A 24,219-nucleotide genomic window follows, 5' to 3' on the forward strand; every position below is an offset into this window, starting at 1 on the left:
GATGTACAATTTTATAAAGGTATTAGCCGTATTTTTTATAACCTTTTCACTTAACGCACAGGATTCAGCTCAAAAAGCCAAAAAGCTTCTTGATGATGTATCGGCAAAAATTAAAGGGTATGAAAATATAGTTTTTGACTTTAAATACTCCTACTCCAACCCAAACAGTAACCTTAATCAGGAAAGCAAAGGAAATGTTTCTATGCAGGGAGAAATGTACGTTTTAAACTTTATGGGCATTACACGTATTTTTGACGGAAAAAAAATATACAATATTGTACCCGAAGACGAAGAGATAACCATTTCAAATTATGATAAGGAGAAGAAAGATGAACTTACTCCTTCTAAAATGCTTACTTTTTTCAGTTCAGGTTATAAATATTCAATGGACATCCTTCAAAATGTAAAAGGACGTAAAATACAGTATGTAAAACTAAAGCCTATTGATGCTAATGACAAGGCTAAAGAAATACTTATTGGTATTGATTACCAGACAAAACACATCCATAATCTGATACAGGTAGACAAAGATGGCAGTAAAAGTACTTTTACTATAAATTCTTTTAAAACAAATCAGCCTTTGTCAAAAAATCATTTTACCTTTACCGAAAGTAAATATCCTAATTATTACATTAATAGATTAGACTAGTTTTCCGGTGAAAATCTTAGACCGCTATATCCTCAAATCGTTTGTCACGACATTTGCTACAGTATTTATTATCCTGTTCTTTATATTTATTTTACAGGGAATATGGCTGTTTATTGCCGAACTTGCAGGGAAAGACCTTGATGTTTGGCTAGTTACAAAATTCCTTTTGTTTTATTCTCCTAAAATGATTCCGCTGGTATTACCACTATCAATACTATTAGCCGGAATTATGACTTTTGGAAGTTTTGCCGAAAACTATGAGTTTGCTGCCATGAAATCTTCCGGTATTTCTCTTGGGCGAGCCATGAGGGGGCTTACCATATTCATTTTCGGATTAAGTATTGTTGCATTCATATTTGCAAATAATGTTATCCCAAAGGCTGAATATAAGTTTGTTAACCTTAGAAAAAACATAATACAACGACAACCGGCTATGGCTATCGTTGAAGGACAATTCAATTCCATTGGCGATAACTTTAATATAAAAGTTAGCAAAAAGTCTGGCGAAAAAGGGGAAAAACTTACCGATGTAACTATTCATAAAAGAGGAAAAGGAGAAGCTCAGGCAACTATAATAAGAGCTAAGAATGGTTTACTTAAAAGTAACGAATCCTCTAATCTTTTACAGCTTGAACTTTTTGATGGTTACTATTATGAGGAACTTAAATCTAAGAACTCAAGAGAACAACAAAAAGCTCCGTTTGCTAAAAGTACCTTCTCTAAACAGATTATGAATATTGACCTTTCCATGTTGAATAATAATGATATGGATGAGGAAAAGATTTCACAAACAAACGGAATGCTTAACATCAGTGAGCTTAATTATACTCTGGATTCACTGGAAAACAATTATACCAAAGAAGAGCGTTCTATAACCGACAATGTGGTAAAACGCACTTCTAATGCACTTTCCAGAAAAACGAGCTATACAGAAAGGGACTTTAGCCATATTGAAAAACTTCCTGATTCTGTAAAAACAGATAAAAACGACCTTTTAAGTCTTATGGTCGATTCCAAAAAACAAAGAATACTGGATATAGCCATTAATAACACTAGTAGTAGTGCAAATATCATTAAACAGAGTATTAATGCTCAAAATGAAAGAATGAAGAACATTAATAACCACTGGCTGGCATTATACGAAAAGTTTGTAATTGCTTATGCCTGTCTTTTAATGTTTTTTATAGGTGCACCTCTTGGAGCTATTATCCGTAAAGGAGGTATTGGATTACCAATAGTATTTGCCGTAATCATATTTATCGTATTCCACTTTATAAATACTTTTGGTAAGAAACTGGCGCAGGAAAACGGCATCCCTCCTTTTTTAGGATCATGGATGTCATCAATTGTATTAACACCTCTGGCAATATTACTAACATACAGAGCCACTAATGATATAGGCATGATTAATATGGATGCAATTATGCTTCCGTTGCAAAAAGCCGTAATGAAATTATTTAAGATTAAATCAAACGAAGAATAAAATGTCTGCTGAGCATATAAAACTAAATACTATAGAAGAAGCTATAGAAGATATTCGCAACGGTAAAGTTATTATTGTTGTTGATGATGAAGATCGTGAAAATGAAGGAGATTTTCTTGCCGCTGCCGATAAGGTTACACCAGAAATGATAAACTTTATGGCAACACACGGAAAAGGACTTATATGTACTCCCCTAACCGAAAAGCGCTGTAAAGAACTTGAGCTGAATGTTATGGTTACTAACAACACCGATAGTATGCAGACTGCCTTTACAGTTTCTATAGACCTTAAAGGTAATGGTGTTACTACTGGTATTTCTGCTCACGACAGGGCTAAAACCGTAGAAGCTTTGGTAGACCCTACAACAAAACCAAGCGATTTAGGGAGGCCTGGGCACATTTTCCCTCTTATAGCTAAAGAAGGTGGTGTATTAAGGAGAACAGGCCATACAGAAGCCGCTATTGACTTTGCAAGGCTTGCCGGTTTTAGACCTGCAGGTGTAATTTGTGAAATAATGAACGATGATGGCTCAATGGCCAGGTTACCGCAGTTATATGAAGTAGCTAAAAAATTTGACCTTAAACTGGTATCTATAGAAGACCTTGTTGCATATAGAATGCAGCATGACAGCCTTATCCAGAAAAAAGAAGATTTTGAAGTAGAAACCAGATTTGGCACTTTCCGTATAAGGGCTTATCTGCAAACTACAAATAAACAAGTGCATGTTGCCCTTACAAAAGGCAGCTGGAACATAGGTGAACCTGTTTTAACCCGTATTAACTCTACACAGGTTAATAACGACATTTTAGGCACGCTAACAAACGACGCCGACAGAAAGCTTGATAATATGTTTCAACGTATAAATAAGGAAGGTAAAGGCGCGATACTATTCATAAATCAGGAAATTCAACCATCTGAACTTTTAACCCGTATAAAAGAGTTAAAGGAATTACAGTCAAAAGGCATCAATAAAGCTCCACAAATTAAAATGGATGTGAAGGATTTTGGTATCGGAGCACAGATTTTACATGACATTGATATCTCAAAAATACGCCTTCTTACGAACTCTACACAAACAAAACGTGTAGGTATGATAGGCTACGGACTGGAAATTACCGAGTATGTGGAATATTAAGAAAAAATATTTTTTTCTTAACCATAAGTAAATGAAAGGCTTAAAAAACAGTACGAAAATATTTTACTTTTTTTACCTAAAATGTTTTTGAAAACCGGAAAAGCTTTCTATATTTGCACCGCAATCAGGGAATGAGAGCGACATACTGGAGAAATGGCAGAGCGGTCGAATGCGGCGGTCTTGAAAACCGTTGACTGTAACAGGTCCGGGGGTTCGAATCCCTCTTTCTCCGCGAAAGGAAGTTTCAAAAGAAACTTTACAAGTCAAAAAACCTTAAAACACTAGTGTTTTAAGGTTTTTTTGTTTTTAGATATATTCTAAAACACACATATAATATCAAAGGATAGTTACTTTTTTAGTTACTTTCTAAAATCAACCTTTTTTAGGGATTAAAAAAAGTAACTAATTAACGGAATTCGCTGAGATTCCTAGGGACTCATGAAATTTTCAATTCAATTTGAATATTAATTAAATTTCATAGTTATGTTAAAAGTAATTTTTTACATCAAAGCAGAGAAGTATCTAAATGGAGAAAACCCTATTTTTTCCAAAATCTCCTACAACAACAAATCAATTACATTAAGCACAGGAAAATCCATCTCTAAAGAACGATGGCAATCTACCAATAAACTTAGAAACGTATTAAAAATTGAAAAAGAAAAAGTGCTAAAGCAATCATTAGACTTGTATCAATTAAGGATTGAGAAAAAATTTCTAGAATTATACAAAACAGATTTAAATGTATCATTAATTGACTTAAAGAAACAAATTAAAGGTAAGCCTAAATTAAACATCAAGTCAGCGGGCATTCTTGAAATATTTGATAAATATAATTTAAGTTTCAAAAAGAGGGTGGCAATCGGTGAGCGGGCCCCGGCATCATTACAAAAATATAATCGATCAAAAGACCTTGTTAAAGAATTCATTAAAAATAAATATAATTTAAACGACTATCCAGTAAATGAAATAAATGGTGCTTTTATATATAATTTAGAGTCTTTCTTAAAATATGATAGTAAATACAAGTACAAAAAGTGTATTAAAAATAACTCAGTAGTTAAATATTTTAAAAACTTTAAAACTGTATGCAACTATGGTATTAAACTAGAATTAATAAAAACCCTTTTGACATATATGATGGAAAAATCACCGTTAAAGATGCTATATATTTAAATCAACAAGAATTAGATTTAATAGAAAATAAAATATTCAATACAGAAAGATTAGAAAAGGTAAAAGATATTTTCTTATTTAGTTGTTATACTGGTTATGCTCCTATAGATGCATGTAATTTAACTGAAAGGAATCTTTACAAAGACAATGATGGGAACTTATGGATTAAAACTCATCGGACTAAAACTTCTATAAAAGCTAATATAAAGAAAGCCCCTATCAAAAGGGGCTTTAATAATTCTATTAATACCTAAAACATACCGGATCATTATCTCCGACCCTAATCTTTAATACAAAAATTAAATAGGCTAATCCGTAATCGTCGGTAATTTGAAGGTATCGGTCTGGATATTGGCCGCATAGGCCTCATAAAGGCTCTTTAGTTTTTTATATTCTTCCGAATCTCTGTCATACTTTGCCAGCTGCTCTTTCAGTCGTTGTCCCTTACGGTTATATATGGAGTCATTATAGAGTTTCATAGCATCCTGTAGTGCTCCGGTTACCTCTCCGGTCTTGTCTTCAGGACCATAGAATTTCTTAAGTAGTGAAGCTGTTGCCAATGTTGGTGCAAATCCCTCCAGGTCCTGTCTTTTCCTTCCGTCCAGAAGAATAATCAAATAAGGTGCTTTGCCTTTATACACAGTACCGCTCTGCTTATCCACAAGTCGCAGTTTTTTATTTCCCGGGGTTCCTGACAGGTCTACCTTAAGGTTTTTGAACTCATCAAGGTCATTATTGTTGCAGATGATAAATTCCCTAGGTTCGGTTGGCGGAATAATCGGTGAATCAAATTTAACCTCAATCGAAGAGGACAGATTTGGTCTTCCCGAAAACAGTGCATCGCCAAGTTTGGAGCCGATATTTACCAGTTGAGAACCACCCAGCAGATAAGGTGCTGCCGGTAAAAAGACTGGGATGCCTGCCGCCGAAGTAAACAGTCCGGACAGCGTCTCAAATATCTGGGTGTCGAAATTGTCAAACATCAGTTCGAAGGAAGCAATCAGGTTCTCAGCATCCATTCCGGGTGTATAGTACACAATATTAGTACCTTCCTCCAAAGCATTAAACTCCAGATAGGCATTCTCCTCTACCTTATCGGCTTTCATATTTATGGCCCTGGAAGTAGCCTTAAAGGTCTGGGAACTTTTCACCCCGGTAACAAGAATGACATCTTTCTTACCACCTAAAAACTTCTTATACTCTCCGATATATACCGTAGCGATTTCAATACTCATGGGTTTACCGATTCCTATCGGCTTAAAGTTCCTTTCAAGTTGTATTGCAGTAAGATCATTTTGGGAAATCGCCTCGTTATTTACCCTTAGAACCTGCCCTCCGGGCATATTCAGTTCTCCAGTAATCCTTTTAGCCTGCAACTCCTCGGTATCCACCAGGGTGTTGCCAATAACTGATAATGTTGCCATAATAGATATATTCTTTAATTAGACTTCGCTTCTCAAATCGTTAAAGCTGGATTAAAGGACTCCCGAAAACCTTCCCCATACCGTATCAGCCCTGTTGAAGACTGCCGGAGAAGTCTCCTGTATAGCTGTTCCGAAATTCCTGGAATTACCCGAGCTGCAGTGGATCACTTTTTTCATAACGCCTGCTTTCACCTCACTTACAATGCCCACATGCCCTATGGCCCTACCCGCTCCGTAGACCACAATACATCCCGGCTCCGGAGTACTTATCTTTTCAAAAATACCGGAAGGGCTCTCCACATCACTCACCATGGCATCGGTATAGATCCATCCCCCGAATTTCCTGTAGAAGGGCAGTTCTGTCTTTCGCGACAGGCCCAGTACCCAGCATACAAAACCACTGCAGTCGCAATAACCGTCTCTGGAAGGAAGCGCATCTGTAGGATACATCCCGCCACCCCCAAGCTTATATCTGATGGCAGAGCCGATTACAGATTGAGCGCGAAACACAAGTTCTCCGGCATTTACAGGATCGGTAAAAACGGCCTCCTCGGGAAGGTCCTGCATATTGGGAAGTATTAAAACCTGTCCCACAAAAATATGATCCGGGTTGGTAATAACCGGATTCATGGCTAAAAGTACCGAAAGCGGGACATGATACCTTTCAGCTATCCTGCCAAGTGTATCCCCTTTTTTGATCGTATATTGCATTATATATTGATATTGGTTGGTTTGTAAGGCTATATTATTTCATAAGCCCTGTATCTTCGAGTTCTTTCAATATGGTTTTCTCTAAAAATTTATATACTTTTTTTCGTAGTATAAGTCGGTTAAGGATCGTTACCCAAAAGTTATCAGCAAATCTATTTATCAGGACTTCAATTCTTTTTTTTGCCGGGTTTTTATACCTTGCAATAAACTTTTCACGAGACAGCTTGGGAAACTCCTGATACTGTAGTTTTGCGTCTTCACCAAAGTTAGCTGTATCAGAAATGTCCTTTTTATTGTCCAGCTGCCTTAGGTCCGGGATAATCGGAAATAGCCGCGCACTGTTTTCATCCCCTTTAATTTCATTGAAAACAAATCGGTTTCTTGCTTTTTCATTGGGTTCACAACAAAGACGTTGGGTAATATTTTCTTCAGTAACGGCAAAATAATACCTTAGGAAACTCTGGCAGTTCTGTCTGCCAAGATAATAATCGTGATGGCGCAGTGAACGGTCCAGAAATCCGGCAAAACCGCTCAGGGGAGCCGTGGCCAGATCCTTACCTGCCCCTACCCGTTCACCGGTGCTGATGTCCTTTCGTACCGGAGCTATCAGGAACTTGGTACGGTCGCTCAACTCCAAAGCATCCAAAAGACCATCCTGATTGAACATCACCTGGTTGCGCAGTGCCTTAAACATCCCTTTAAGGATAGATAAAATATCCCTTGGAGGATTGACATACGCAACGGAATTATCCTGGTTGGGGAACGGGTCAATCATAATTACAGCATACCTGTCTCTTTTTACAAGCTCTTTGTTCTTTTCCTTATTAATTTTCATAGCGATGCCAAAAGGCTCATTATTGATCAGTCCACCATCGATGGAGTTGAATTCATAGTTGATACCCTGAGGCAGTAGAGGAGTAATTCCCTTTTTCTGTCCGAAAAGATATTTGGGATAACGGTTGATATACTCTCCTGCAATGCTTATCTCCCTTGACTTTAAGCCTATGGGAAAGGCAGCAGTACTCAAAGTGGCATTCTTCAGGTAGCCCATATCACCCGGGTTTTCAAGATTCAGTACATAATACAATGAGTTTTGGTCCTCAGGTACACCTTCAGGAAAATTCTCGTTGGCAAGACGGTAACGAAAAAAGCCGGCGTGGCTGGTAATTACCGTACCTCCCTGAGCGCTTCCCCCAAAATCAATCCTAAAATTCACACCACGCAGATTGGTGGTGGTCAGCACCAGATCAAGGCTATTGGAAATATAGGGAGGATAATGCTGCACCTCCTTGATGTGCAGTGCAGACTCAGCTATGGAATCAATAGATGCACTATTGAGCAAAGACTCCGGCTTCTCTCCCTTTTTAAGGTCATCAGTAAATAACATACGTTCAAATGTGGTATACTGTATATCATCGGCCATCTCAACCCAACCTTGGTAAAACCTATTATTTCTTCCGTAGGGATTGTCTCTGTTGACATGCTCAAAGTTCTGATCGACCAGATTTAAAAGTGTAAGGGAACCTGTTATACCTCCGGCTGAAGCACCACTAATGACATCAATCTCTACATCATGCATGGGAATTGAAAAATCATAATCGGGATGACCTTCTCCCAAAGCCCTGTTTTTTTGCTTGGCCCGTTCCCAAATGGAGAGGGTCTCAAGCAGATAGTCCATGGCACCTGCTGTATAGGCACCTGCAGAAACAGCACCTGCCATCGCTATGGAAATTTTAAATTTTTTATCCTCTTCCATATGGCTTGTTATTTTTTAAACATGGCTAAAGTTGTGCATTGGGCGATACTATAATCTGTAAATCACCTGGTTTTATTCGAATACCTGTCGTACCTCGTGAAGAATCAATCCTAAAACTACAGAAATAGGTATTTGGTACTTTGAACCACAGGTAGATGAAATTGTCCGAACCAACATATTGTCCAGCCGTAATTTCCGTTGAACGGTTAACATGTGCTCTTTGGTTAATTAGATTATGTCCCGCAACATAACAATAGCCTACCCATACTATATCAATAATCTCCCCTCCAACATAGCCATACCCTTCTGCCTTTATATGGTACATACCGTTCAGCGTATAGGTATTGTAGGGAAGTTTTATATGAAAAATATTTGTTGCACTATTGGTTTGCGTACCAAATGTAGCCACGGCAAGCTCAACTCCTCCTACACTACTTCCGCTACCGGTGTTGAGCGTGATGTTTCCCGATGCAGGAGCGATTCCATTAACTGTTTTTACAGGAGCAAAGGTTTCTACCGAAGCTTTTACTCCTGCCGGTGTTACATATTTGGCATTGTTGGTCCCTGCCGTAATTTCTGCCGTCGAAGCTTTGTCCTCGCTTTGGTGAACAAAACTGTCTACCACATCCGAAAATTGCATCTCTGTTGGGCGATCTCCCGTATTAAAATAGCCCTTTAGGGTGTTTTTATTTTGCGTTGCCATTAAATGATTCTATTTATAATTGTGCCTGAGCACTTACAATAACCTCAATATCGCCTTCATAAACCTGAAAACCATTACCTACTTTGATCGAATCCACTTTAAATGAACAGTAATACGTGTTGGGTACCTTTAGCCATAAATAGATATGATTATCTGAACCAACATACTGACCGGCAGTAACGGCTGTGGACCTGATTACCTCTGTCTTTGGATTCTTTAGAATCCCGGCATTTTTATAACAGTACCCTACCCATACCACATCTATGATATCTGTAGCGTTATATACATAACCTTTAGCCTCAAAATGAAACATCGCATTGTGCAATGCAAGACTATGAGGCAATTTCAGATGAAAAATATTTGTGGAGCTACTGGTTCCGGTGAAAAATTTGACTACTCCCAATTCAGTACTTCCCACAACTGTTCCGCCTCCCGTGTTGATTGCTACATCGCCTGCAACAGGGGCTATCCCATTCACGGTCTTAACAGGTGCAAAGGTCTGCACTGAAACTTTTGCACCTGCCGGTGTTACATATTTCGTATTGTTGGTCCCTGCCTGAATTTCTGCCGTCGAAGCTTTGTCCTCGCTTTGATGAACAAAACTGTCCACCACATCCGAAAACTGATCTTCCGAAGGACGGTCTCCCGTATTAAAAAAACTTTTTAATATATTTCTAAGTTGAATTGCCATTTATTTTTTATTTTATTATATACTTTCTGAACTTAGCATCTTCCATGGATACCATGTATCACCATAACGATTCCTGAAATATATATTATTGTAAGAACCATATGCATGATAAGTTTGATAAACAAAACCACTTGTAGTAGTAACTTCAAGTTTTCCGGCTTTAGCTATAGGATAATTTAACCCAGAGGCTGCTCTTGCATTTAATTTCTGAAAGAAAAGTCCTGTTTCAGTATAATTATTAAGATCTGCGGCATCAGGAATTGAGCCTTTATCACTAAGTGTAACATCTTCATTTGCTTTTGTGTTTAGGGAACCATTTAAGTTCTCAATCTTCGATTGTGGAATTATCTCGTCTTTATGCCAAAAAGACTGCCAGGTATCCCAAAATTGTGATTGGGTTGGTCTCTCACCTGTTTTAAACCAATTTAATATTGTATTTAAATTTACCGCCATATTATTTATAATTGCGTCTGACTACTTACTATAACTTCTAATTGTCCCGGTAACACCTGAATACCATTCCCTACTTTCATTGAGTCTATCTTAAATGAGCAGTAATATGTTCTGGGGACTTTAAACCACAAATAGATATAATTATCACTACCGATATACTGACCTGCTGTAATGGTTGAAGATTTGCTTACCACCGTATTAGCATAAATTAGGTTTGCCTGCGGTTTATAACATCTGCCTACCCACACAATATCAATAACATCGCTAGATCTGTAGGCGAATCCTTCTGCCTTAAAATGAAACATATTTTGATGAACATTAATATTAAAAGGCAGTTTTATGTGAAATATATCGGTACTGCTGTCAGGTGTATGCAAATATCTTAATACAGCCGGTTCAACACTACAAACATCATTACCTCCTCCCGTATTAATAGAAACATTGCCTGAAACCGGTGTCTGCCCGTTTACGGTTTTAACCGGTGCAAAGGTTTGTACTGAGGCTTTTGCCCCTGCAGGTGTTACATACTTGGCATTGTTTGTTCCTGCCTGAATTTCTGCCGTAGAGGCCTTGTCTTCGCTTTGGTGAACAAAACTGTCTACTAGATCCGAAAACTGATTTTCTGTAGGACGATCCCCTGTATTAAAAAAACTCTTTAGTATATTTCTAAGTTGAATTGGCATAGTGAATCTAGATTGATGTTGTAACTACCTTTTTCCATGCATACCAGCTAGAACCATACTTAGTTCGGATATACTGATCATTGTTAGGTCCGTATGAATGATAGGTTTGATAAACCAAAGAAGAGTTAGTACTTTGCTGAACCTCTAATTTTCCAGCTAAGGCTATAGGGTAATTTGAACCTGCAATTGCTGCAGCATTGCTATTTTGAAAATATACTCCTGTTTCGGTATATGTATTAAGATCTGCCCCACTTAGTATAGTGTCTTTTCTTGCACTGTTCACTCGTTTCCAGTCACTCCAACCAAGAGTATGGTAATAATTTCTATAATAAACAGTTTCATTAGGACCAAAAACATGATAAACCTGATAAACAAATTCTGTATCGGAGTTTATCATGTTAGCTACTACCTGCAATTTTCCGGCATAAGGAGCCGGATAATTAAATCCCCCTGCCGCACCTGCCGTAATCCTTTGAAAATAATAACCGGTTTCCATATAGTCATTCAAATCCGCTGAAGTGGGTATATAGTCCTGAAATGTCAGGGTACTTGCCTTATTAGCCTTCGCGTTAAATGTTGTCTCTAAATTCTCAATCTTGTTCTGTGGTATCGACTCTTCTTTGTGCCAGAAAGACTGCCATGTATCCCAAAACTGGGATTGGGTTGGCCTTTCCCCTGTTTTAAACCAATTTAATATCGTGTTTATATTTACTGCCATACTATTTACAATTGTGTCTGATTAGTTACAAAAACTTCTATATCTCCCGGATTAACCTGGAAACCGTTACCTACCTTAATGGAATCTACCTTAAAAGTCACATAATAGGTATTTGCTGCCTTAAACCATAAATAAATATGATTGTCCGAACCGATATACTGACCGGCCGTTATAACCGTAGACCTACTCACATCTGTTTTTTTATAGGTTAGGGTCCCCTGATTTTTATAACAATAGCCTACCCAGACGATATCTATAATATCGGCCGCATTATAGGCATAGCCTTCGGCTTTGAAATGGAACATGGCATTGTGCTGGTCAACACGATGTGGTAACTTCAAATGGAAAATATTAGTTGCACTGCTACTTGTGTGTCTGAACTTCACAACACCCAGTTCCACACTCCCGTAATCGGTACCGCCACCTATATTCAGGGCAACATTTCCGGAAACAGGTGTCAGACCATTCACGGTCTTAACCGGTGCAAAGGTCTGTACTGAGGCCTTCGCCCCTGCCGGTGTAACATATTTGACATTATTAGTTCCTACCTGCACCTCTGCCGTGGAGGCCTTATCTTCGCTCTGATGGACAAAACTGTCTACCACATCAGAGAACTGCGCCTCTGTCGGACGGTCCCCGGTATTAAAAAAGCCCTTAAGTATATTTCTGAGTTGTATTGCCATAGTAATTATCGAATTAAGAATGTTCCGCCAACAATCATGTCCCCTATTCCTCCTATATCCTGCCAGTTATCCTCACTGTATATGGTAAGTATATTTTCCTTTGTGCTTATCATGCCCGAGAAGTTCTCCGCCAGAACCTTATAGTGATGGTATACCGGATTCCCCTCACTGTCCAAAACAGTATGGTTCCCTAACGGGTAGTATACCTCGGCAGCATTGGTTACAATCGTATCTTCCTTAACCCAGTTGCCCTGGCTGTTCATTTTATAGAGATGATACTTGCCGTTATAGACCGTGCGATCCCACGCCAGAATCACCGAATTGAGAACACCCTGACTGATCGGCTCGCTGTAGTACTGCAGCACCGGTGATTCCGGAAGTGTATTATTTACCACATTGCTCATCACGACCTTGGATACCTCCGATGGTGCATAATCGATAATAAGTGCTCCCGTACTGTCATTGTATTTCACCTGTCTGGATACGGTTATCCTGTAGAACAGGGGATCGCCGTAAGGGGTGTAACCCAAATCATCGAAATCATCACGGAAAACCCATTGAGGCTGTGATAATAACATCGTTTCGGTCAGATCGACAGTCTTTACCAACTGCATGGTCCTTACAGAAAGGGAATCCGCAGCATTGCTGGTACGGTATAAGTTAATTTTCTTAATATGCTGCGTTTTAGGATAGGCATTTATAGTAAATTCTATCGCCGGTGTGATTCCTAATGCCTCATTCTCCAGTATTGATATGACCTTAACCACATCAGGTGAAGCAGCAGGGCTGGTATTCACCATACTTATCGGTCCCAAAATAGGGCTGTAATCACTCGACTTCATCTGCATGTTCATTTCTTTGGCTGCATAGAAGTACTTAGCGTTGGAAGCACCATCCAACCCAAAATCCGTAAACTGCGTAATATAGGGATTCTGCTGCAGTACCTTCATCATCGGCGCCATATCAAACTCAGGATCCGTCGGGCTGAGCAGGTTACCGTTTCTGTCCCTTACCTTCTGCTTTTTAGGAACCGGTGTATAACCTGTCCCTTTTACATGACTGAAAACAATTGGTATTTCCGTAAGCGGCACAAAACAGTTCAGTATGGTATCCTTAAAGAAGTCCCTGATTATCAGTTGCCCGTGAACCGGAGTTGATCCAATGACCACCTGATTCAGGGAAGTTATTGTAGTTATATGTGCTACATCTGCCTCGTTAGTATAGAAATCATTATGATTGTCAATAAAAGCATTGATGGCTGCTATAAAATCGGGACTATCAGGAAGCGGCAAAGCTATTCCCTGCGCATCCGGAAAACTCTCAAACTGGCCGTCAGGATAGTTAAAACTTAAAAAGTTATTCCAACGGTTAACATAGAACTCCTCCTCACCATTCAAAAATATATTTTTCATTATCGATTCCACTGTGGAGGGTTGCTGTCCCTGTGGCGTCCTGTTATATACTGCCGACAGGAGCTGAATATCACTAGCCCTTCCAAACTGGACCGCATAAGGCTTATGCCCTTCTTTATAATCTGTGGTAAAGGTATAGGTGGATTTACCGAAAAAGTCAGGTCTTGTAGCGTAATCACCGCCTTCGGGTTGTTTGGGAGGCTCCGGTTCTCTGATGGCCTTGGCAAACATCAGTACAGGGGTCGAAAGTTTGGAATCGTAATTGTACAGGTTATCATGACTTCTCAGACCAAATACGGAATACCTGAGATCATCTTCGCCCTGCGGAAGGATATTGGCAGAAGTAAGGCCCAAAGTGGTATCCTCATACAGATACACCTTATACCCCGGATAGTAATTAACCATCTGACTGATTGAGGACTGCCCGTCAGGAATTATTTTCCCTTCATAGGAAGCCTGTTGGGTCTCATCTGCCGGAAAGGATAAATCACTGATATATAGGGTAAGGTCTGCACCGGAAACTCCAATATTTTTAGCATTGACAACCTTAAATACCTTTCGCGTACCCTGTGCGTCGGCAAGGGTATGTATCCTTACGGTTCCGTTATAGAACTCAACCGAATCATGGCCTTGGGTATACTGGCTGTGCTGTGGCATCTGAAAGGATGGGAAAGTAACCTCATACAATCCCAGGTGCTTAAGCTCAATAACGGGCTCCTCCCCTTCATCGGCAACATTTACCTCTTCCATGAATTTCTTCACCGTGGCATTTTTATAGATACCCCTGAATTTCTGTACATGGGTTTCCGCTATATTATCGGAATTGATAATGGCAATGCTCTCCCTGTGGACAGCAGTCTGATCAATATTTATCTTAAAGCCCGAAGGGTTATTCAGTGTCGGTTCATTCCATGAGGTAGTGCTCTGCATATTCTCTACAACCAAAAACAGGGCGCCCGCCTCCGGGGACTCAAGGTCCTCATCCGGTACGACAGTGGTCTGCGCATTGATGATGGCTCCGCTAATTGCCCTTTTGTATACTGTAAATTCAGGATATGTCGAGGCAGTATTAACCGCCTGGACTACATATTCGAACTCACCAGCCACCAATACGCTTCCTATAAAGTTATTGGCAGTCCCTGCAGGCACCGATGGTATAATCACCTGATTTTCCAGCTCAGGATCCTCCTGCCCCGTACTCACCAGTTCATACGGTGTGGTCTTTATGATAACCAGCAATGGATTACTATGATTGGTTACCGAGAGGATCTTACCGGAAACGGTATGTGGTAACCTGTTCCTGAAAAACAGTTCGATGTTTTCTGCAAAAAGTTCCTCATTGTCCGGGAATTCCGTATAACCTTCAATCAGTTCATTTCCTATTTTCTGCTGATAGTCAATAAGCTCCTGGGCATGATCATATTCAAAAGTCATACGCACAAGAGTCTTATCAGCTTGGCCAATATCATCATACTTGTCCTGTTCCATGGCACTGGTTAGAAACAAAGGATTTTCCTTCTGTATTAATACCGTATTGATATTGGTAGGCGGCAGCAGGTCATTGGCCGGCACAATAACAGACTCAATAGTCCTGATTACCGAACTGGAAGTGGCCCTGGAGAACCAGTTGATCCCGTAAGAACTATAATCGTGAGAGCCTGATTCCTTTTCGCGGTGTACAAACAAGGCATGTCCCGGATCTGGAATAACAATGGAGACAGTTTCCCTTTTTTCGTAGGTGGTACTTACTGTACTGTCCAGATTGCCGTACCGTGAATTATTCGAGAGTTCGGGTTTTCGCCAATTGGGCTGCCCGGTCTTCCTATATTCGATACCTGCATAGACCGGATTTGTAAGGTCTGCAGAGATGAACTCATAATTTTTATAAAAGAAAGCCGCATTTTCCTGCTCATCGGGAAGGTCTTCATTAAACAAAGAGAGATAGCGGGTCCTACCGTCATGGGAATATCCGTCGGGATCGGTGATACTCGCCGGTGATTCGATCATGTTACCGGTATACATCCCGGGAACGGGAGCTTTCAGGTCAACAGGGACCGGCAGTCGCTGATCTGTTAGTGCAGTGGGAAGGGAGCAATACAGGTGATGGACCTCCCTTGCACCCAAACCGTCCTGAAGGTCACCAAAGGTAACATATTCTGCTATATAGATAAATCGGGAACCGCTCTCAACCACACCCCCAAAATCAAGTACGCCCAGACCCATCATCCTTGCAATATGGTAGTCCAGTGAAGCCATGACAAGCAGCTGCAGGTTTGATATTTCAAACTCTGAGGCTTCCTGCGTACCACCCGGCCCCTCCACCGCATCATAGCTAAAGGTTTCCATAGCCATCGGATTACTTGCGCTGTCACTTAACTGTATATAGCGCTGCACACCATTTTTTATGCGTTCATCAGGAGGGACACTTCCCCCACTCCAACGCAGCTTGTAATTATTCACATTAACAAGCGCATTGTCATTATAGCGGAGCCAGCGCCCGTTTACGATATTGGCCGCCGGTTCAAGCCTTTCAAAGGCTGTGGCATCATCAAGGGTGAGTGCATGCTTACCGAGCAGTGTCCAGGTTATTTTCCTGTCGGAAACCAAATCCGAATAAAGTTCAAAGTCGATACTGGTCGGATAGGTACCGGTGCATTGTAATCGGATACTTCGTATATTTTCACTGTAGAGCTTTTTGCCGTTAATACCTGTAAAATCATAGGTTTTACGCAACGTTGCCCTTCTTGGTGCTGTCAGTGTGTTTTCCTCTACCGAAAGCAGTTCTGTTTTAATAGTGGCCTGGCTTGCATTGGAAAGGTTTACCTTAACCGAAAAGCTTAGTTCACTCTGGTTTTCAACCTCGAGTATCCCTCCCTGCCCCATGTAGGAAGCAATAAATCCCTGCGGGTTCTGTCCCGGGTTGACAGAGGCACGTACCTGTGCATATATTGAGCCATTTTTAAAACGTACGTGGAACATCTTACCGCTTACTGCATAGGCCCAATACAGGGAGCTGTCATTAATGGTTCCCGGTATGGCAGAAAAACTGACTGTTGCTAATTTTCCGGTATTCTGATAGGGCGCCCTGTAAATATTTACAAAATCCGCTGTTTTGTTAAAATTAATACCCGGCGTGGCATAATCCCCCTTGGGAAGGTGTTGGGACAACCCGTTTTTAAGCATCCATCGAAGATGGATGCCTTTTGTACTGTCCGTACCTGTAGAACCTGCACTCTGAAGATATATATGTGGTGATTGAAGAGAGGTTTTTGCTGTTATCTCAATCATGATCTTTTTTATTTATAGGTTTATAAAACATCAATTGTTATCGGTGGTACATTACCGGACTCCTCGTAACTGTAGCCGTTCCATATCTTATATCGGAACTTAAAGGAAAGACTTGGAGCCGTAATTGCCTGCGAAGAATGCATAATGATAGCCTGAGCATAATCTTTCGAGAAGACTACTTTGTAATTCGTATCCGGACTGCTGCCATTCATCACCTGAAGCGTGTCCATTATCTCACTTATCGGGATCCTCGGGATATTAAAAGGTTCAGGATTTCGTACTATTACTGCTATAACCTTATTATCATTACTGTTCCTTATAAAATTAAATTCGGTCGATACAGCCTCATCCAAAGGTTCCAGTCCCAGTATTCCCTCAAAAATCCTATCATAGGCGTGTTGATATTGGTTAATATAACTATCTGCCGGATTGGCAACTCCTACTATGGTTTTGTAGGCCATGTCAACCTGCTGAGCGGTTAAAGGTTTGGAAATGGAGAAGACTGCCTCCCTTGATACAGAGTCATCCCCTGTTCCATCGGTAAGCAGATAACTGTTCACCTGTTCTGCAAAACTTGCATAACGAGAGGTCTTAAATACAAACTTGTGTACTTCACGGGTTTCGTCCACTGCACTAAACTGGCCATTACCGTCACTGTCATAAAGATTGTTCACTATGGCCGTATATAATTTCTCCGGCTTGAGGTGCTTCAGGGCAATACTGATAAACTTAGAGGCCGGCTTAATCGGGTCAGCCCCAACAATAATACAGTTATTGGCTTGGTAAAGGTTTGCCCACTGGCTAATCACAAATGGTACCGGCGGGAAGAGATCATCCCTCCACTCCTCAACGGTCTGAGGGATATGTATCGTTGTAATATCGTTTTCATCATAATCAAGATAAGGTGGATTGACAATTTGAGTCCCCTCTACCGGATCTTTAATAACTATTTTCATCCTACCACTAACTGGTGCTTTTCCGTTATACGTTTGCCAGGTATTAAAGAAATGGGTAGCATAGGTTTTGGCAAAGAAGAGATATATCTGTGATGTCTCATCATTATAGAACAGAGGCTTAGCACTCAATAGGTTACCATCAGCATTTGGATAGGACCTCTCATAATCAATATACTGTCGCAGCGAGGTTAGTGCAAAAGCATCCGGATTACTGTTAATCTGATTCCCTCCGTAGGTGGATTGCGGATGGGTATGGAAATATCCAACAGGTCCCCCTGTGGTAAAGCCATAGGTAAACGGATACAGTTGGCTGTTCTCCCCATTATCAACAGTGTCCTTTAGTACAAACTGAACCACATAAGAGGTGTCAGGTCTCCATACAGGCTGGATATATTTGGTAATCCCGTCAATGGTTGCCTGTGCATCCTGAGATATGGCAGCCTGTCCCGGAATATTTAAATTATACTCATAGCTTTCCAGTGACAGCCAGCAAACCTGATGCAAAAGCGTGGTATCGGGAATTTTGTCAAAAGCATAATGTCCCAAATCATTCAGATAATCCAGGATCTCTCCGATGGCTCCCACGGCATTCTGGTAGCTCCCTGCATCCGGATGTACAATAAAATCCAGCAACAGGTCTATGTAGTCCTGCAGGTCTCCAATAATTCCGTATTGCGGATTGGCAGTATCGAAATCGTTCAGGAAATCAATAATATCCTGCGCACAGCCTATCTGAACCGAAAAGTCAAATAGGTTATCAATATCAGGAAAACAGTTATGGTAAATCTCCTCAATGGAATTGAATAGGTCCTCAAGAGTGGTTTCTTTATCACCTCCGCAATCACAGTTGCCCATTATACTGATTCCGTTCTGTATCTCCTGAGCGGCAGCATAAGCCACTTGGTAACTTGCTAGCGATCCGTTAGCGATAAAGTTATTTATGTCCTTAAGCTGGTCGTAATATAACTTTTTAGCCAATTCATAATCTGGGAAATTACTATCAAAATCACCTACCGTAGAAAGATAGGACTGCATACATCCGGTCATTGCTGTCATGTCACTTTCCTCAGCCACTCCGGGATCCATTAGGCAGGACTGATAAATTGCCATCAAGTCGTCATATAGCTTACAAAGCTCATAATCTTCATCACAGCCACAATCGCATCCTCCTGTCTGTTCTATACCTTCAATAATTTTCGCTAGAGCCTGATAAGCCCTTACATAATGCTCAAGGGTCTGATCGGCCATGAAAGTATCGATGTCCTTAGTCTGATCGATATAAATATTCTCCACCTCGTACTGAGGGTATTGCTTATCAAAATCATAAATCAGACTTCTGGAGTTGGCAATGCATTTGGCAACATCCGGAATCTCTTCCTCTCGGATTTGTGAAGGGTCTATTAGACAACCATTATAAATCTGAAGTAGTGAATCATACAGCTCACACAAAGTCTCATCCTTTTCACATTTTGTCTCAAAAACATCTATTTCAAGCTTAATTCCTTCTCCCGGGACTATAAAATCCCTTATATCACCCGCGAGTACGGTTGCTTTTCTGCCATCATTGATCAGTTCATAACGGGTAGTAGGAAATTCCGGGAACAGCCTTACACCTAATATTTGATGTCTGCTCTCAATAGTCAGAACGTTACCGCTGACCATAAATCCGAAAGGATTTCCTTTTACCTTATGTCCGCTACCAAAATCCCATGCCGTTAACAGAGTGGTATTATTATCTGCCTGATACAGATTATTATCCAGATCAAAAGAATAGCCCTGCGAGGATATATTACCCTGCTGTCCGTTGATCAGGTTTAGTTCGCTGATAAGAGAATCTGTAGATTGCGGTGTACCTGTGGCCAGGCCTAAAGCAATCTGGGCATTAAGGTTATTTATACCCTGTATCTGAGCCTGAAGCGAATTCAAAAGGACCGGATTAGGATAAAGTGGTTCTATGACTATTTTAGTAACTGCCCTCCAGGAAGGTTTATTATAGAGTATCGATTCGTTAAGCTGTGAGGTACTTAAAAGTACCGTATGAGGCTCACTCTGGTTAATCGCATTAGGGTCCGGATTGCCGTATTGCACCTCCAGAGCCAAATCATCTATTAGTGGAGCGTAGTACTTTATTCTTACTCCCTGACTGTCACTGCTGAGCTTTAGTGATATGTATACCGAAGGTTCCGGCAAAATTGTCTGAAGTTTCTTTTTATTACCGAAGGCCAATGATTTTGCAAAACCAAATACATTGGTATGATCCGTTATCTCCGCATAATCATTATCTGTTGTGTTAAGCAGTAAAAAAGCGGCTTCATTGGAATAGATCATCTGGTTACCGTCAAAGAAATAATACTGCTGTTGTAACGGCTTGTCCAAAAAGTCAGCACATTTAGGAGAAAGGTGTTCACCTTCACAGAAAAGTGTACCGGGAGTCAGCCCATACTGTTCAGGAATGTACCATCCAGGTTCCCCCTGTTCAGTATAAGAGAAAGGTGTTGTTGCCAATAACCTTACCGTATTGTACCTGCCATCTGATTTCTGAAACTGACCTATTTTAAGGTTATCAAAAGCCGAACTCTGATCATCAGGATACAAGGCCTTATAAGGATGATAATCCACCCATGCTGCCGATACGCCTTGTGAGGCCGGCCTCCATGATTTTATAACCAGACTCTCCAGTGAATACTGGTGTTTCACCTGACGTAACTCTTTTCCTTTAACCACCTTATCTGGTGGTATCAGATCAGTATATTTATCGGGCGGATTAGTAACTCCGCCTATCAGATTTCCAACCGCACCCGGCAATAGTGCTTTTTCGGTCTTTAAATCAATATAAGTATCCAGAGGGATTATATGCTGGGTAATCTGCGAAGGTAGGTTTGAAGGTATTGAACTACCCAGATATGCCAATTCAAATGTTTCATTGCTAAGCATATTAACCCCTTTGACAATTTGTGGGATTATGGCAGTATTAGTACCATTAATCAATGGATTAATTGGAGTTCTGTCAACATTCTTGCTCTTCTCCCAAAGTACTTCAACTTCCTGATCAAAAGAGAACTTGAAGACAAACAGTATTTTGATCTTAATCTTTATTCTTACCTTACCGTAGATCAGATATGGTTGTGATGCCTCAACAGCAAAAAGTATTTGGAATGATGCAGACAGTTCTACAAACTTGACATTGATCTCGGCACCAACACCGGCATCAAGATAAGCACCGAACTGAGGCTTCTCAAAACTTATCTTACCTCCAACCTCAATATATGCCCAGGCATGTACCTTGATAATTCCGGCATAGTTCCTTTGGAAGTCAAACTCACCCCTTGAACCGGCCTCAATACCCCTGCCTGAAAGCATTAGGTAACTCTTAAGGGTAACTAACTGTAGTATTTCTGCGGTAACAGGGTTATCCCTGGTTCCAATATTCACATACCACTTCGATGGATTATTAAAAAAGAAAGCAGCCTGAACATCGGCATAAAGTTTCAGTATAGATCCACTTCCTGTAGGCATTTTAAAATCTGCTCCAAAGCCGAATTCCAGGGAATTATCCCCGATAGCCACAAAGGCAAAAAACGGCGGATCCTGAGTATTGTCAAGTCCTAACCTTGCGGATAAAACAGCGGCTCGCCCGTCAATCATAAATAATGACGGAACGGACAACAGAATCATTGCTTTAATATTAAGAACCGTACCATTGTCAAACGAGGTTCCCAACGATGCACCTGCACCTATAGAAAAAGGATCCTGGGCATTGTTTGTCTGATTTGGTCCCCTAAATTTAGTAACATGAATACCACGTGGCGGCACCTTATAATAATCATACCAAGTATCTACTCCGGAAACGAGACCCACGGCCTCTTTCTCGGCAACATACCTATAGCCTAATAATCCTCGGAAACCATAAATGGCAAATGTGCCTAAAGGAATAGGAGCCGGGAATTCAATTGAGGCATCTATGATAAAGGCCGGGTATCTAGGTGCCAATTTCATATCGGCACTACCGGTTATTTTGGCTTTTGGTAATTGAATTTTGATACCTCCGGCATACTCAGGTGAAGTTCCCGGCTCCGGAATGGATAACCATCCGTTTATTATGGCAACTGGCGTACTGGCTGGTATTGTAAGATCCAAATAAAGAGTTTGAATATGCAGATAGGCCTGTGGCTTGTTAGGAAGGTCATCCGTACAATAATAATACTTGATACCATCTCCCCTTATTTCGACTCCTAACGGATCTACGTTAATACCACCATCAAATCCGAAATAATTGAACTTGCGCATTACGCCATTCACTTCTTTCTGGTGTGATCCATAATGGATTGCAGTAACCGTGATATCCGCAGGACCAAGAGGTAATACTATTGGTTCAGCAAGATTGATGGAACCGCCATCAAACTCCATAGAACCATCACTATAAATACGTAGTCTGTCAATCTCAATAGGTCCCAATTTAAGGACATCTCTTAGTATACCTTCAAACTGCAAAGTTCCTGAGGTACCCAAATAAAATGGACTATTACTATTATCCCTGCCTAATTCAACTGTTTTAAGGTTATAAGTAAAAATATCTTTTAATGTAATCGGTAACTGTTGTGTTTTGGCTGTAAGATTAAAACCTCCATCTTCCTGTACATGTCCTTCAATGTCAATTTGCATTGGAGAATCTTCCAAAAAATGTCCTTCCGGATAGGTGAACTTATTCAATTCCAGTACTCCGGAAATATTGGAGGAAATAACTTTACTTTGGCTAAAGGTTATGTCAAAACTCCTGAAACCAACTTTAAAACCATTATCATTTCCAATTCTTTTCCACAATATATTTTCATTAAGCGATGCCAAATAACTATAATATTCGGAAGCAGTTGTAAATTTCAGTACCTGTGATGAACCCACAGGCTGCAATGAAAGCGGAAACTTAAACGCATAAGGCACGTCTTGATTTAGCGTTGCTAAATAAGCTCTTAAATCAACATAATTTGAGAAATTTACCTCGAAAAACTGATTCGTTTCATCATTTTTTTCATACAGAGTTACAGGATAAATAAAATTAAACTTATCGTTAAAATACTGGAATTCTGTTCCTACTCCGACTGGTACCGCTTCAAGACCAATAATACCTGAAAAACCTCCGGTGCCTATTAAAAGATCATACGCTCCTAATCGTAAAGAAGTAGTTGTATTTCCTGTAATTTCGGATTCCTGAGTAAACCATCGTGGAGGAAAAGTGACCGATACAGCACGAGCATAAACCCCGGTAAAATTCTCTGGTCTATTATCATTAAAAGCTTCTGGTATGTTGGTACTCTTACTCAAGTCCAGCTTAAGGCTCTCAATCTGAACCAGAAGACCTGTATCGCCAATTTCACAATATCTTGGATTTAGGGTTCCCGCAAGTTCCAAATTATAACCTACTCCCGCATCTGTATCAGCATATAAAATAGCCTTAGCAAAATCAAAATAAGCTTTACTTTCAGGATTAGGATCGGGCAAGGTTCCTAAATCATTCCATGGCTTAAGTATATTTCTCGGAAATTCAATTGAAGCTGATACTTCCAAGGTCACCCTTGCCCGTGGTATCAGTATTTCCCTTAAGTAGGTTTTAAAATCATAAGGAACGAAGGCTTTAAAAAAGGCTTCCGTATTATCTTGTGTTGTAGCTACATCCGTATTTAGGAGATAAGTCTTAAAAACAGCAACTGAAGCAATACTTTCATATTTTATCTCAATATCTCTTACAAGTTCTTGAGCGGGATTGTCTGTCACCGGATAAGAGATGGGTGCGCTCAAATGTCCGGACAGAGCAGTATTTAAATCATCAACAAATAGATTTACCGGATTTAACGAAGGAGGTATATCAACAGCTCTATTTTTAATAGCTTGATCAACAACTTCTATTTCGGAAATATTGAAAACGGTAAGACCTAACTTGTAAAAATCCTCAAGACTAAAAGAAAAAGTCTCAATATCAAAACTTTTAAAATGAGCAATAATTGGCCAATTATACTCAATTGTGATCGGAAATGAGGAAATATCATTTTGATCTGTATCGCGGTTGAGAACAAATTTTAAACCTAAAAGCAGATCAAATGCTATTTGCTCACGAGTTATAATTTCTAAATTATAAAAAGCAGTTGAACCATCGTTACTGACTGATGACTGAAAATCTTTGTAAAAGATTTTTTCAAAAATATCGGCAGCCATTGTTTTTACAAAATCAAAGCTGTCAGGTATTGAATCTAATGTGATAAGATTCTTTAATGACGGATAATATTTTAGGTTGGTATTTACTGGCATA

General features: G+C 40.1%; 15 protein-coding genes and 1 tRNA gene. 5 read left to right on the forward strand and 11 right to left on the reverse strand.

Going from position 1 to position 24,219, the window contains the following annotated elements; all coding sequences use genetic code 11:
- The first annotated feature begins 1 nt into the window (after window position 1).
- The 5 genes from FUA48_RS14005 to FUA48_RS14025 all read left to right on the forward strand — a co-directional run bounded on the left by FUA48_RS14005 (window position 2) and on the right by FUA48_RS14025 (window position 4,440).
- Window positions 2-649 (forward strand): LolA family protein, encoded by a 648-nt coding sequence (locus FUA48_RS14005; protein ID WP_240732471.1) that lies wholly within the window; start codon window positions 2-4, stop codon window positions 647-649.
- Between the two features lie 7 nt (window positions 650-656).
- Entirely contained in the window at window positions 657-2,132 is a 1,476-nt protein-coding gene (locus tag FUA48_RS14010) for an LptF/LptG family permease (protein WP_147584106.1), read from the forward strand.
- Between the two features lies 1 nt (window position 2,133).
- Complete coding sequence (ribB, locus tag FUA48_RS14015; protein ID WP_147584107.1) at window positions 2,134-3,267, forward strand: 3,4-dihydroxy-2-butanone-4-phosphate synthase; 1,134 nt, start codon at window positions 2,134-2,136, stop codon at window positions 3,265-3,267.
- Window positions 3,268-3,414: 147 nt separating this feature from the next.
- Window positions 3,415-3,499 (forward strand) — tRNA-Ser (locus tag FUA48_RS14020).
- 251 nt (window positions 3,500-3,750) lie between these two features.
- Window positions 3,751-4,440, forward strand: a complete 690-nt coding sequence (locus tag FUA48_RS14025) for a phage integrase SAM-like domain-containing protein (RefSeq protein ID WP_147584108.1) — start codon at window positions 3,751-3,753, stop codon at window positions 4,438-4,440.
- Between the two features lie 308 nt (window positions 4,441-4,748).
- Here the strand turns inward: FUA48_RS14025 and FUA48_RS14030 are convergent, their stop codons facing one another.
- From FUA48_RS14030 to FUA48_RS14080, 11 genes are read right to left on the reverse strand one after another with little or no spacing between them, the layout of a single operon-like run.
- On the reverse strand, window positions 4,749-5,864 hold the full coding sequence (locus FUA48_RS14030; RefSeq protein ID WP_147584109.1) for a hypothetical protein: 1,116 nt from the start codon (window positions 5,862-5,864) through the stop codon (window positions 4,749-4,751).
- A gap of 51 nt (window positions 5,865-5,915) precedes the next feature.
- On the reverse strand, window positions 5,916-6,575 hold the full coding sequence (locus FUA48_RS14035; RefSeq protein WP_147584110.1) for a LysM peptidoglycan-binding domain-containing protein: 660 nt from the start codon (window positions 6,573-6,575) through the stop codon (window positions 5,916-5,918).
- A 34-nt stretch (window positions 6,576-6,609) separates the two neighbouring features.
- Complete coding sequence (locus FUA48_RS14040; RefSeq protein WP_147584111.1) at window positions 6,610-8,331, reverse strand: patatin-like phospholipase domain-containing protein; 1,722 nt, start codon at window positions 8,329-8,331, stop codon at window positions 6,610-6,612.
- A 25-nt stretch (window positions 8,332-8,356) separates the two neighbouring features.
- Window positions 8,357-9,034: a hypothetical protein gene (locus FUA48_RS14045; RefSeq protein WP_147584112.1), complete on the reverse strand. Its 678-nt coding sequence runs from the start codon at window positions 9,032-9,034 to the stop codon at window positions 8,357-8,359.
- A 13-nt stretch (window positions 9,035-9,047) separates the two neighbouring features.
- Entirely contained in the window at window positions 9,048-9,725 is a 678-nt protein-coding gene (locus tag FUA48_RS14050; RefSeq protein WP_147584113.1) for a hypothetical protein, read from the reverse strand.
- A 15-nt stretch (window positions 9,726-9,740) separates the two neighbouring features.
- The gene (locus FUA48_RS14055; protein WP_147584114.1) at window positions 9,741-10,178 is read right to left on the reverse strand and encodes a pyocin knob domain-containing protein; all 438 of its coding nucleotides are present in this window, start codon (window positions 10,176-10,178) and stop codon (window positions 9,741-9,743) included.
- A 5-nt stretch (window positions 10,179-10,183) separates the two neighbouring features.
- On the reverse strand, window positions 10,184-10,861 hold the full coding sequence (locus tag FUA48_RS14060; protein ID WP_147584115.1) for a hypothetical protein: 678 nt from the start codon (window positions 10,859-10,861) through the stop codon (window positions 10,184-10,186).
- A 7-nt stretch (window positions 10,862-10,868) separates the two neighbouring features.
- Window positions 10,869-11,579, reverse strand: a complete 711-nt coding sequence (locus FUA48_RS14065) for a pyocin knob domain-containing protein (RefSeq protein WP_147584116.1) — start codon at window positions 11,577-11,579, stop codon at window positions 10,869-10,871.
- 5 nt (window positions 11,580-11,584) lie between these two features.
- Complete coding sequence (locus FUA48_RS14070) at window positions 11,585-12,262, reverse strand: hypothetical protein (protein WP_147584117.1); 678 nt, start codon at window positions 12,260-12,262, stop codon at window positions 11,585-11,587.
- Between the two features lie 5 nt (window positions 12,263-12,267).
- Window positions 12,268-16,962: a hypothetical protein gene (locus FUA48_RS14075; protein ID WP_147584118.1), complete on the reverse strand. Its 4,695-nt coding sequence runs from the start codon at window positions 16,960-16,962 to the stop codon at window positions 12,268-12,270.
- 20 nt (window positions 16,963-16,982) lie between these two features.
- Entirely contained in the window at window positions 16,983-24,218 is a 7,236-nt protein-coding gene (locus FUA48_RS14080) for a hypothetical protein (protein ID WP_147584119.1), read from the reverse strand.
- Between the last annotated feature and the right edge of the window lies 1 nt (window position 24,219).

This window comes from Flavobacterium alkalisoli (genome assembly GCF_008000935.1).
Taxonomy (GTDB): domain Bacteria; phylum Bacteroidota; class Bacteroidia; order Flavobacteriales; family Flavobacteriaceae; genus Flavobacterium; species Flavobacterium alkalisoli.